The organism is Cutibacterium avidum 44067 (assembly GCF_000367205.1).
Lineage (GTDB): Bacteria > Actinomycetota > Actinomycetes > Propionibacteriales > Propionibacteriaceae > Cutibacterium > Cutibacterium avidum.
The window spans coordinates 2360146-2372977 of sequence record NC_021064.1 but is presented as its reverse complement, the minus strand read 5'-3'; the positions used below and the strand labels follow the sequence as shown (position 1 = coordinate 2372977).

Sequence of the window (12832 nt, the reverse complement as noted above, 5' to 3'; positions counted from 1 at the left end):
CGATGCACATTCGGATCGATCGGGCAGGAGGTGGCAGTGTCTTTCGAAGACCCCGCCGATCGTCACGGCGGTCGGTATGACTCGGGTCTCCATGCCGCGGATGACCTCCCCGACCTTCTCCCAGGGTCCTTTCTGGGCGAGCGTTACCGTCTCGACCAGGAGCTCTCCCATCCCGAGTCCTCACTGACCTGGCGAGCCTTCGACACCAAGTTGCACCGCCCGGTCCTGATTCACGCTCTGGCCCCGCACGGTCGTCGCACACCCGCTGTCCTGGACGCGGCCCGGCGAGCCGCCGTGGCCACCGATTCGCGCTTCTTGCGAGTCCTCGACGCCATCGTCGCCGGACCAAGCGAACCAGCATCATGGGTTGTCAGCGAATACGCCCCTGGAAAGTCAGTCGAGGAGCTGTTGGAGACCGGGCCCCTCTCGGCGTTGGAGGCGGCATGGATTGCCCATGAAATCGCCGACGCGATGGCACCCTTGCATGCCCAAGGGGTCTTCCACGAACGCATCAACCCCGGAACGGTGCTCGTCACCTCGACCGGAAATCTCAAGATCAGTGGCTTGCTCGTCGAAGCCGCGTTGCATCCTCGGCCGGGCGACAATTCTCGTCCCTGGCCGGACCGTGAGGTCGCCGACGTGACAGACATCGGACGGGTTCTTTATGCCTGTCTGGTCTCGCGCTGGCCAGTCGGACGTGGCCACCGCCCGTCCGTCGAGCCAGCCTCGACAATGTCCTGGGGACTGCCGCCCGCCCCGACTGACTCCCACGGCTGGCTCACCCCACGTGAGGTCCGCGCCGGAGTCTCCCCAGCCCTCGATGTCCTCTGCGACCAGATCCTCTCGCAGGTTCCCCGTTATGACGAGGTGCCATTGCGCACCGCGAATGAAATTGCGCATTCCCTGCGTCGGACCCTCGGCTCAGCTGACGCCGCCGCTGACCTCGAGCGTCGCATCCGGTTCCCGGTAGGACCGGCTTCCCGTGCCGGGGAGGAGCCATGGCGCTCCGACGAATCCGCCGCTCTTGCGCCGGACCAGGATGAGCCAGAACGGGCAGAGGAGTACGGACCTGACGATGAGGGGTACTGGTCCCCGGACGCGGCTGCCGGAGAGTGGGGGCGTCAGGCAGGGCCAGTGCCGTGGACGAGCAACAACGACCCCCACACCACACAGCTCTCCCCCGCTGGGCAGGAGTCCTCGGAGAACGGCAGTGCCGAGCTGGTATTGGCCAAACCGCGCCCTCACAACCGTCGATGGCCACCGGTACTCACGGCTGCCGTTGGCGTGGTCATGATCGTGTGTCTCATCATCGCAGGGGTGCGTCATTCTGGCAGCAACGTCCCGGAGGCATCCAGCGAGCCGACCACCGTCGAGGTGACGCGCGTCCAGGAATTTGATCCCGAAAAGGACGGTGGCGACGCCAAGGAGAACCACGACGAGGTCAGACACGCGATCGACGGCGACCCGTCGACAGCTTGGCACACAGTCGTCTATCACAACTCTGCGAAGCTCGGGAACCTGAAGCCCGGCGTCGGCCTGGTCATTGATTTGGGACGCGTCACCAAGGTCACATCGGTGAAGGTGCAACTGGTCGGATCCGGCACGGATATTTCCTTGTGGCAGCCGACCAGTGATGTCTCCTCCGATGAAGCTCCCATGACGACGATCAAGGAGTGGACCCAGGTGGCGGCGGTGCCGGGGGCCGGGTCGACGGTCACGTTGAAACCATCCGGCAAGACGAAGGCCCGTCACCTCCTGATCTATCTGACGGAGCTTCCTCCGAAATCGACCTCGCGGTTCCAGGGTGGGATCGCAGATATCACCGTCACCGGGTCCTGACGACGTTTTTCGACGCCCGGGGCTGGCGACCATCTGCTCTCCGACATGTGCTTTCTGGCAGCGACCCAACTGCCGACTGACAGTTTCCGACGGAATCATCGTCAAGTGAGGCACCTTCTCTGCCGCCGCACCACCTCAGTGACGAAACCCCCAACTCGTCCCTCCTCCGAGGCTAGGATTTTACGGCCTTCGCTCGAGCTGACACTTTTCGTCGTGCGGTCTGGTCGTTGTTCAGTCTGGTCGTCGTGCAGTCTGACATGAGGGGCCGGTGAAGGAGGGTCCGTGTGACAGGAGCCCGTCGCGAGAACCCCGCAGAGGACAACTGCAGAGTCACCCGCGAAAGCGAGTGCCCCCAAAAAACGCAATGGTGCCCCGTGCTCGAAAGCACGGGGCACCAGGTGTCATCGGTCCATCGGGATCAACTCAGGATCACTCCTTGACGTCGTCGTCCATCCAGTCGAAGGTCTTGGTGACGGCCTTCTTCCAGTTGCGGAACAGACGCTCGCGCTCATCCTGGTCCATCTTGGGCTCCCAGCGCTTGTCCTCGGCCCAGTTGGCGGTGACGTCCTTCTCACCCTCCCAGAAGCCGACAGCGATGCCAGCGGCGTAGGCGGCGCCCAGAGCAGTGGTCTCAGCAACCACCGGGCGAACCACCGGCACGTTGACCTGGTCGGCCTGGAACTGCATGAGGGCCTCGTTGGCGGTCATGCCACCATCGACGCGCAGCTCGGTGAGCGGCACACCAGAGTCGGCGTTCATGGCCTCGAGGACTTCACGGGTCTGGTAGGCGGTCGACTCGAGCACGGCGCGGGCGATGTGGCCGCGGTTGACGTAACGAGTCAGGCCGACGAGGGCGCCACGGGCGTCCGGACGCCAGTAGGGTGCGAACAGGCCGGAGAAGGCTGGCACGAAGTAGGCGCCGCCATTGTCCTCGACGGTGTTGGCGAGAGCCTCGATCTCCGGGGCGGTCTCGAACATCTTGAGGTTGTCACGCAGCCACTGGACCAGGGACCCGGCAACGGCGATCGAGCCCTCGAGGGCGTAAACGGTGGGCTGGTCGCCGATCTTGTAGCAGACGGTGGTCAGCAGACCATTCTCGGAGAAGATGGCCTCCTCACCGGTGTTCATCAGCATGAAGCAGCCGGTGCCGTAGGTGTTCTTCGCCATGCCCTTCTCGAAGCAGGCCTGGCCGAAGGTGGCGGCCTGCTGGTCACCGAGGATGCCGGAGATCGGGGTGTCGATCAGCAGGCCGTTCTTGCGGCCGTAGCCATAGACCTCGGAGGAGGACTTGATCTCGGGGAGCATCGACTTCGGAATGCCCATGACCTCGCACATCGAGTCGTCCCACTCGAGGGTCTTGACATTCATGAGCATGGTGCGGGAAGCGTTGGTCGGATCGGTGACGTGCACGCCGCCCTCGGTGCCTCCGGTCAGGTTCCACAGCACCCAGGTGTCCATGTTGCCGAAGTACAGGTCGCCGGCTTCAGCCTTCTCGCGAGCACCCTCGACATTGTCGAGGATCCACTTGACCTTCGGGCCGGAGAAGTACGAGGCGAGACCCAGGCCACAGATGTGCTTGAAGCGGTCAGCACCCTCGTCGCCAGCCAGCTCGTCACAGATCTTCTGGGTACGGGTGTCCTGCCACACAATGGCGTTGTAGATCGGGTCGCCGGTGTTCTTGTCCCACACCACGGCGGTCTCGCGCTGGTTGGTGATTCCAACGGCAGCCAGCTGGTGGCGGTTGATGTTGGCCTTGGTCAGCGCGAGTCCGACGACATCGCGAACAGCTTCCCAGATCTCGATCGGGTCGTGCTCAACCCATCCGGCACGCGGGAAGATCTGCTCGAATTCCTGCTGGCCGACGGCCACGATCTGGCCCGAGTGGTTGAAGACGATGGCCCGGGTCGAGGTGGTGCCCTCGTCGATGGCGAGCACGAACTTTTCGTCGCTCATGATTGTTGCCTTTCTTGTCTACGTTGACTTGTCTGAGAGGTTGCGACTGATACGAAATCAGCTCTGGTGTGACAGTGAGAAACCTACTCAGTGCCAGAAGATAATGTAGGTGAGGGCGGCGAGAACGGCACCAATGGTCGGGCCGACAACCGGAACCCAGGAGTAACCCCAGTCACTGCCACCCTTGCCCTTGATCGGCAGGACGGCGTGGGCGATACGAGGAGAAAGGTCACGAGCCGGGTTGATGGCGTATCCGGTGGGGCCGCCGAGAGAGGCACCGATGGAGACGATGAGCAGGGCGACGGCGAGCGGGCCAATGGTCACACCCTGAGTGAAGCCGGAAATGATGACCCACAGCACGAGGACCCAGGTACCGATGGCCTCAGTGATGGTGTTCCACAGCGGGTTGCGGATCTCAGGGCCGGTGGCAAAAGTACCGAGCTTGAGGGCCGGGTCGCAGTCCTCGTCGTAGTGCTGCTTGTAGGCCAGCCAGCAGAGCACGGCACCGACGAAGGCACCGGCGAACTGGGCGAGGATGTAGATGATGATGTTGCTCGCGGTGGCGGGGATACCCTTGGCCAGGTCCTTACCAGCAAGTGCGAGGCCGATGGTGACGGCCGGGTTCAGGTGCCCGCCGGTCTTGTAGGCTGCGTAGACACCGAACATCACGCCGAAGCCCCATCCCCAGTTGATCTGGAGGGAACCGGGAGCGGGATTGCCCTTACACTTGGGAAGGAGGTTGTTGGCGACGACGCCACAACCCAGCAGAATGAGGATCATGGTGCCCAAGAACTCAGATCCGAAGATCGTCGCGGCGGGCACCGCGGTTTCGAGAAGCATGAGGACTCCTTCGTCGTGGCGTCATCCATTGACACCGATTTACTCGCCGGTGGCGGTCGATCCCGTAGGATTCAGCAAACGGGGACCGTCGTCCCGACCCTGTGGGGGCTGGACGTGGCTCAGTCAAACATCTACGGCACCGGAGAATCGCAATTCTGCACTTATGTGCATGGCAAGGGGAGAGGCATGAACGAATTGTCCAATGACGTATGGACAGCAGCGTCCATGTATTACATGCAGGGCGAGACAATGGATGCCATCGCCAGCCATCTCGGCACATCCCGCTCAACCGTGTCTCGTCTTCTCAAACAGGCACGTCAGTCCGGAGTTGTGCGTATCACCTTGTCAGAGCCGACTGGGTTACGTAACGGCCTGGATTCCACCCTGACGAGGATGTTCGGGGTCAACACCACTGTCGTGCCGGTGAAATCAGGAACGACCGAGATTCACCGCCTGGACCAGGTGGCCAGGATCGCCGGACAGATGGTTACGGACATGGTCGAGGACAATTCCGCGATAGGAGTTGCCTGGGGAACGACCCTGGATGCCGTCACCCATTATGTCGTCCCCAAGGACGTCAAGGGAGTGCGCGTCGTACAGATGAATGGGTCGGCCAACCCCACCAGTTCAGGGATTCCTTACGTTGGATCAATCCTTTCCAGAATGGCTGCCGCGTTTGGGGGTGAGGTCATTCATTTCCCAGTCCCGACATTCTTCGACAATGCTACGACGAAGGCCGCGATGTGGCAGGAGCGCTCCGTTCAGGCAGTACTCAAGGCACACCGCGAGCTCGACCTCGCCGTGTTCGGCGTGGGAGCCCTCGACAGCCCAGTCCCCTCCCACGTCTATTCCGCCGGTTACATCACCGATGAGGAAAAGGCGAATTTGATGCGGTCCGGAGTTGTTGGTGACGTCAACACCGTCCTCCTCAAGGCTGACGGCGCCTATGACGTCGAGTTCAACAAGAGAGCGACCGGATTGGCCCCATTCCAGTTGCAGCGCATACCGCGTCGGCTCTGTGTCGTCGCTGGCCGCGCCAAGGCTGTCGGGCTGTTGGCCGCACTGCGCGCCAGGGTGGCGACGGACCTCGTCGTCGACGATGCAACTGCTCGTGCAGTCCTCGATCTGATGTGACTCGCCAGTCCTGCGCCCGTGGGAAGAGCGCCGAAGCCACAGCAGCTGTGGGGCCCTTCCCACGTCGCGTAACCCGTATCAGGACTTCGCCGTACCCAAGGTGACGTCGGCGGTGGCCTGCTGCGAACCACGGATGTAGCTGATCTTGACCTTCTGGCCAGGCTTGAACGACCTCACGAGACCGACCAGGGACTCTCCGGACACGATATCGGTGTCGTCGATCTTGGTGATGACGTCGCCACGCTGCAGCCCGCCCTTGTCAGCTGCCGAGTTGGGTGAGACCGTGGCGATCCCGGCCCCGAGGACTTGGACACCATCCTTGCTGCCAGCGACGTCACGCACGGAGATGCCCAGGAAGGCGTGAGTTGCCTTTCCGGTGTCAATGATCTGATCGGCAATCGATTTGGCGAGATTTGACGGGATCGCAAAGCCGATTCCGATATTGCCCGATTGCTCGGAGTGGCTTGACGAAAGGCTCGCAATGGAGGAGTTGATCCCGATGAGCTCACCATTGGCATTGACGAGAGCACCACCTGAGTTGCCCGGATTGATGGCTGCGCTGGTCTGGATGGCATTCGTGACGACCACGCCCGACGACGAATCTCGAGATCCCAGCAGATCCCGTGAGTTACTGCGATTCATGGTGGTGACCGGACGATTGAGGGCACTGATGATTCCGGTCGTCACCGACCCCGACAGGCCGAGCGGATTGCCGACGGCCATCACAGGAGACCCGACGGTCAACTTGCTGGAGTCAGCGACACCGATCGGTTTCATGGACTTCGGCGGGTTCGTCACCCGGATGACGGCAAGGTCCGTCGATGGATCCGTACCAACTACCTTGGCCTCGTAGGTCTTGTTGCCCATGGAAACCGTCAGCTGGCCGCCCGAAACCGCGTCGGCAACGACGTGATTGTTGGTGACGATGTTGCCGTTCGTGTCGACGACGACTCCCGACCCCTCGTCTCCGCCATTGCCCGTCCTCACGGTGATGGCGACTACCGAGTTCGACACGGCGGAGGCGGTGGCCGTCCAGTCCGGGGCGGAGGATGAGCCTTGAACCACCTTGGTGACGCTGTTGGGGGTTGCAGGGCTCGACGTCACAGCCGGGGCGTCGTTCCTTGTCAGGGAGCGATCGACAAGGCCCCCGGAAACGCCGCCAACAGCCGCCGCCAGCACGGCGACGAGAACAACTGTGCCGCCACGAAAGCCCTTACGGGCCGATCGCGACGAGCCCTCCGCCGGGTCGGGGTTTTTGTCACCCGCACTCGGGGCCGGCTGCTCAGAAGCCTCCCACGGAGGAGGCTGGGTGGTTGACGGATTTCCCTGGGTCGCCCAGGAATCGTTACTGCGCGACCAGTAGGCATCCTGCGCCCAGCTCTGGCGATTGTCGTCAGGGCGAGAAGGATAGCCTCCCTCCCCACCACCACGCTGGAAGGGATTGGGTTCACGCGGCTCACGGGGACCATTCGTCGACTCACTCATGACTCCAAGTTTCCACGACCGCGCCAAGTAGTCGATGCACTGTCCAGCAACGTTTTCCCCTCAGAGGAGAAGGTTTGAGACTGCAGTCCCACCCTCCAACGGGGTCGGATCCGACCGTGGTCAGGCGCCACGGGGATCGCGTCAACCCCCAGTCAGGGAACCCGCCGTCCAATCGGCCTTGCCACCCCTCATATCCACAGGAGGTGCTCAGGAAGGCCACGACGCATTCACAAAGATGAGATCGGAGAAGTGGGCCTCCACTGCTGGGCTTTCCCCTCCCCCGGTGTACAGCCCAATTCGTGGGCGAGAGGCCGCAGGCATCGTCCACGTGGCGCCCCACGTCCAATGGCGACCGTCATGGCTGAGCGCCGATCGGTAGAGGTGCTCACCGCCATGGTCGACGTGATGGGCAACACGTAGCCATGTCACGCCCGCAGGTCGACCGACCACTGCCCCACCGTAACTGCGGAACCCATCCGCATCGGTAATCTCGCGTCCGTATTCGACGATGCGCGTTCCCTCGACAGCCACCGCACCAAGACGGATGAAGTCGTCATCACCGTTGATGACCACCAGGGACTGCTCCGGGTTTGGTTGATACTGGCACCTCGGGTCCGTGAGGGCCTGGTGAGAGGATGCATGTCATGCCCAAGCCTCATCCGAAAGGGTTCCGCGATGATGTGATCGCGGTGGCCCGCAAGGGCGAGGCCTCGATCAGCTAGATCGCGAGGGACTTCGGGATCAGCGAGTCTTGTCTGCGCGGCTGGCTGGCCAAGGCCGACCGTGCTGATGCCCCGGCCGGGACCAACCAGTCGGCGGCGCAGTTGCGCCAGGCCACGAAGCGCATTCGGCTGGTGGAGCAGGACAACGAGGTCCTGCGTCGAGGTGCGGCCTATCTGTCCTGCGACATCAACCCACAATGATGTTCCCTTTGGTCACCGACCTGGCCCAGGCCACGGGGTCGATCCGGGTGCCGGTCGCGGTGTCGTGTCGTGTGCTGGGCTTGTCCCGGCAGGCCTACTACCAGTGGCTCGCCTGCCCGGTCTGGCAACGTGACTGCGACGATGCCCACCTGATCAACGCCGCCCTCGAGGTGCATGCCGAAGACCCCGGCCTGGGCTACCGTCTCATCGCTGATGAGCTGCCCGAGATGGGTATCACCGCTGGTGAGAATCGGGTCCATCGCCTGTGCAGACTGCAGCGGATCCGCTCGTTCCACTCGGTCAAGAACGGCTCGTGGAAGAAACCTGGACCGCCGGTGCACGACGACCTGGTGCAGCGCCAGTTCCATGCCGAGGGACCCAACCAGGTGTGGTTGACCGACATCACCGAGCATCACACCAGCGAGGGCACGCTGTACTCGTGTGCGGTCAAGGACGTCTGGTCCAACCGCATCGTCGGCTACTCGATCGACAGCCCCATGAAGAAGCCGATCGCGATCAATGCGCTGCGCATGGCGCTCCAGCGCCGCGGACCTGTGGCTGGGTGCATCGTCCACTCAGACAGGGACAGCCCATTTCGAGCCCACGCATGTGTGGCCGAGTTGACCGCCCATGACCTGCAGGGGTCCATGGGTCCAGTCGCGTCAAGCCCGGACAATGCCGCCATGGAGAGTTTCTTCGCGCTGGTGCACAAGAACGTCCTCAACCGTCATCCCTGGGCTAGCCGCGCTGAGCTACAGCTAGCCATCATCACCTGGATCGAGAAGACCTACCACCGTCGGCGCCGCCAACAACGCCTCGACACACTCACCCCGGTAGAGGCCGAAGCAGTCCATCAGACCACCACCAAGGTCACCTGACCTACCCCTACAAAACTATCAAGCAAACTGGGGGCAGTCCCGTTTACGAGGAAGACCACGAGATCATGGTTCTCGGCATCCCACGTCGCCACGGTCCACACCTGATCGGCTCCTCCCCACCGTTGTGTGGAGATTGCCGGTCCCTCGCAGCGAGTATCAAGGACCACCCCGCGAGCGTGTCGTGACATCAACGCGAATGGGTGGAAGATCGTCTGCCGCCAGGCGCGACCACCCTCTTCAGTACGAATCGGAGCGATGACATTGACAAGCTGTGCCTGACATGCGACACCAATCCTGTCCGTATGACGTAGCAGGGTGATGAGGAGGGAGCCCACGACCATCGCGTCCAAGACCGAGTAAGTGTCCTCGATGAGGTGCGGCGCATGCTCCATGCCGATAGCATTCTCCCCACCAAACCGGCTCTGATACCAGACGTTCCATTCGTCGAAGGAGATCTTGAGTCGACGGTCACTGTGATGCATGGCCGCGACGTGGTCGAGGGTGGCGACGACATCGCGGATGTACCTCTCCATGTCCTCTGCGCAACAGGCGAAGGAGGCGACATCATCATCTATGGGCTCGTAGTAGGCGTGGGCTGACACCATGTCGATGTTGTCGAACGCTGCATCGACGACGACGCGCTCCCAGCGTCCGAACGTCGGCATGGACCGCGATGAGGAACCGCACGCAATGAGGGACAGCTTGTCGTCGAAGCGGTGGAAGGCATTGGCCACCTCGGTCACCGTCCGGGCATATTCGTCGGGCGTCTTGTGGCCCATCTGCCAAGGTCCGTCCATCTCATTTCCCAGACACCAGGTCTCGACGTTCCACGGATCTTCCCACCCATGGCTCCTACGCAACTGGAGAAGACGGGTGTCGGTATCTCCGTTCACGTACTGGAGGAATTCCATGGCCTCGTTGAGCCCACGTGTCCCAAGATTGACTGCGAGCATCGGCTCAATACCCATGCGTCGACACCATGCGAGAAACTCATTGGCCCCAACGGTGTTGGGTTCAACCGACCGCCACGCAAAATCAAGGTTCCTCGGTCGCTCCTCGAGCGGTCCGACGCCATCCTCCCAACGGTGGTTCGAGACGAAATTTCCACCGGGATAGCGGAGAACTGTAATTCCCAGTTCCTTGATGAGCGCTGCCACGTCACGCCGAAATCCGCGGGAATCAGCATCGGGATGATTCGGCTCAAAGATGCCGGTGTAGACACAGCGACCCATGTGCTCGACGAAACTGCCGAAGATCCTCCGGTTTACTTCTCCCACCTGATAGGCGGGATGGACGTGGACAGTCGTTGTCCTCATGGATGTCTCCTCTATGCGACGACGTCGGTGCCGTCTCCGTAGCTCCTGGACAACGTTGTAATCCATTTTTACAACGATGTAACGGAACATGCAAGGTGCACGCCGAGACGTCAGCCCTGCGACATTGCTCGAACCATCACGAGGATCTAAAATCATGACCATGACAGCGCGTCTCGTGGATGTTGCCGAAGCTGCAGGGGTGTCCGTCAAAACCGTTTCTAACGTTGTACATGAGAGCCCCCACGTCCGCCCTGACACCCGAGCTCGGGTCGAGCAGGCCATCAAGGAACTCGGCTACCAACCCAATCGCGCAGCGCGCCAGTTGAAAGCCGGACGAACCGGATTCATCGCTCTGGCTCTCCCGGAAATTGAGACCCCTTATTTCGCAGAGCTCGCCTCTCGTATTTCAGAGCGGGCCAAGAAGGAGGGGCTCATCGCTCTGATGGAGCTGACTGGCGCGGATCCCGTCATGGAAAATCGAGTACTCACTCGGTTCGGCCGGGGCGTCGTTGATGGGATTGTCTTCTCACCCCTGTCTCTGACCTCGGAGGAGATTTCCGACCATCCCACCAATGTTCCCATGGTGTTACTCGGTGAGCGGGCAACTCCACCCGATCATGACCATGTCGCAGTGAGATCTGTCGACGCAGCACGCCGGATGACCGAGCATCTCATCGAAGTTGGGCACCAGCGGATCGCCGCCATAGGTCACGTCCCAGATCAGGGCACTGCATCGACGCGGCTCACCGGATATCGTCAGGCGCTAGAAACAGCAGCCATTCCCCTCGACGACGACCTGGTGGTGGGCGTACCTACTTACTCGCGATCAGCTGGGTTTGATGCCATGAACCATCTACTCGGCCTCACGGAAAAGCCTGACGCCGTCTTCTGCTTCAACGACACAATGGCTATCGGTGCGGTTCGCGCCTGTCACGAAGCTGGGGTGCGAGTCCCGCAAGACATTGCAATCGCGGGATTCGACAACACTGAAGAGGGTGTCTACTCAACCCCGACCCTGACTACCATCGCTCCTGATCTGAACGCGCTCGCTGACAAGACCCTGACGATCCTCACCCAACGCATCGGCCAATCCAGCAGTGACACGCACCAACCAGGAACCGACGTCCCCGTACCCTGGCACCTCGTCATTCGTGAGAGCACCGGAGGGCCCGCCGTCCGCCCCTAATCCCCACCGGGAATGTCCTGAACCCTTTGTGTGCTGGATAGGTTGATCCCTGAACCAGTCACCGACCAGGAGACGCCATGACAACTCAGCCCCTTGTGCCCAACACCATCCTCGGCAACATCTCGCTGTCCGATTCCTCGGAGACCGACACCGTTCAACCGTCCACCGAGACCATCGACACCGACACCCGAGGCGACGACGAGCCCCGTGACGTCATCATCGTCGGTTCCGGTCCGGCTGGATACACCGCAGCCGTTTACACCGCCCGCGCAGGGCTGAAGCCGCTCGTCTTCGAAGGATCCATGGATGCCGGTGGTGCCCTCATGCAGACCACCGAGGTCGAGAACTACCCCGGCTTCTCCGAGGGCATCATGGGCCCGGATCTCATGGCTCAGATGCGTGCCCAGGCCGTGCGATTCGAGGCCGAGCTCGTCGCTGACGACGTCACCGAGGTCGACCTCACCGGTGAGATCAAGAAGGTCATCGACACCGATGGAAACACTCACCACGCCCGCGCGGTGATCCTCGCCACGGGATCGGCCTACCGCAAGCTCGGTCTCGAGGACGAGGTCCGTCTGTCGGGTCGTGGCGTGTCCTGGTGCGCCACCTGTGACGGGTTCTTCTTCACCGGCAAGGACATCGCTGTCGTCGGCGGCGGTGACTCCGCGGTCGAGGAGGCCACCTTCCTCACCCGGTTCGCCAACTCGGTGACCCTCGTTCACCGTCGTGATAAGCTGCGCGCCTCCCAAATCATGGCCGACCGTGCCGAGGCCGACCCCAAGATCACCTTCGCATGGAACAGCGAGATCGTCGCCATGCAGGGCGAGTCCAAACTGGAGTCGGTGACCCTGCGTGACACCAAGACCGGTGAGGAGCGTCGACTCAAGGTGTCAGGAGTCTTCGAGGCCATCGGACACGACCCGCGTTCCAAGCTGCTCCGGGGCCAGGTCGACCTGGACGATGCCGGATACGTCGTGTGCGCCGAGCCGTCCACCCGCACCAACCTGCCGGGAGTTTTCGCCTGCGGTGACCTGGTTGACTCCCATTACCAGCAGGCCATCACCGCGGCCGGATCCGGATGTCGTGCAGCCCTCGACGCGGAGAGGTTCCTCGCCGAGCTGGGACGCTGAGTCTCTCGTCAGTTTTCGCCGTGTCGCTTCGTGAAGGTACGAGGCGATGCGGCGAACCACTGTTTCAGGGAATAGCAGTGGGTGCCCCAACACCGAGAGACACCGCTCTGGCACAGCGGGAAGCACTCCTACGAATCGAGCTCCGGGG

At 62.1% G+C, this 12832-nt stretch carries 9 protein-coding genes and 1 pseudogene; 5 read left to right on the top strand and 5 right to left on the bottom strand.

The window, feature by feature from the left end; genetic code table 11:
* Nucleotides 1-30: 30 nt before the first annotated feature.
* Nucleotides 31-1839, top strand: coding sequence for a protein kinase family protein (locus PALO_RS10805; protein WP_187290323.1), 1809 nt, complete (start codon nucleotides 31-33; stop codon nucleotides 1837-1839).
* 429 nt (nucleotides 1840-2268) lie between these two features.
* Here PALO_RS10805 and glpK read toward each other — a convergent pair whose 3' ends face one another.
* A complete protein-coding gene (glpK, locus tag PALO_RS10800) occupies nucleotides 2269-3792 on the bottom strand; it encodes a glycerol kinase GlpK (protein ID WP_004809962.1) in 1524 nt (507 codons plus the stop codon).
* Nucleotides 3793-3879: 87 nt separating this feature from the next.
* On the bottom strand, nucleotides 3880-4632 hold the full coding sequence (locus PALO_RS10795) for an MIP/aquaporin family protein (protein ID WP_015583576.1): 753 nt from the start codon (nucleotides 4630-4632) through the stop codon (nucleotides 3880-3882).
* Nucleotides 4633-4818: 186 nt separating this feature from the next.
* Here PALO_RS10795 and PALO_RS10790 point away from each other — a divergent pair, with 186 nt between their 5' ends.
* Complete coding sequence (locus PALO_RS10790; protein WP_021108110.1) at nucleotides 4819-5766, top strand: sugar-binding transcriptional regulator; 948 nt, start codon at nucleotides 4819-4821, stop codon at nucleotides 5764-5766.
* Nucleotides 5767-5844: 78 nt separating this feature from the next.
* On the opposite strand, the gene PALO_RS10785 is transcribed toward PALO_RS10790, so the two are convergent.
* Entirely contained in the window at nucleotides 5845-7251 is a 1407-nt protein-coding gene (locus PALO_RS10785; RefSeq protein ID WP_015583574.1) for a S1C family serine protease, read from the bottom strand.
* 207 nt (nucleotides 7252-7458) lie between these two features.
* Entirely contained in the window at nucleotides 7459-7824 is a 366-nt protein-coding gene (locus tag PALO_RS10780; RefSeq protein WP_015583573.1) for a hypothetical protein, read from the bottom strand.
* A 71-nt stretch (nucleotides 7825-7895) separates the two neighbouring features.
* Between PALO_RS10780 and PALO_RS10770 the strand changes: the two are divergent.
* Nucleotides 7896-9052 (top strand): annotated as a pseudogene (locus PALO_RS10770) (IS3 family transposase).
* Here PALO_RS10770 and PALO_RS10765 read toward each other — a convergent pair.
* Entirely contained in the window at nucleotides 9028-10368 is a 1341-nt protein-coding gene (locus PALO_RS10765; RefSeq protein ID WP_015583572.1) for an alpha-N-arabinofuranosidase, read from the bottom strand. The pseudogene PALO_RS10770 and the gene PALO_RS10765 sit on opposite strands and share 25 nt — an antisense overlap.
* A gap of 160 nt (nucleotides 10369-10528) precedes the next feature.
* Here PALO_RS10765 and PALO_RS10760 point away from each other — a divergent pair, with 160 nt between their 5' ends.
* Together PALO_RS10760 and trxB are read left to right on the top strand one after the other, a co-directional pair.
* On the top strand, nucleotides 10529-11554 hold the full coding sequence (locus PALO_RS10760; RefSeq protein WP_036902133.1) for a LacI family DNA-binding transcriptional regulator: 1026 nt from the start codon (nucleotides 10529-10531) through the stop codon (nucleotides 11552-11554).
* Between the two features lie 77 nt (nucleotides 11555-11631).
* Entirely contained in the window at nucleotides 11632-12684 is a 1053-nt protein-coding gene (gene trxB / locus PALO_RS10755) for a thioredoxin-disulfide reductase (protein WP_015583570.1), read from the top strand.
* The last annotated feature ends 148 nt before the right edge of the window (nucleotides 12685-12832 follow it).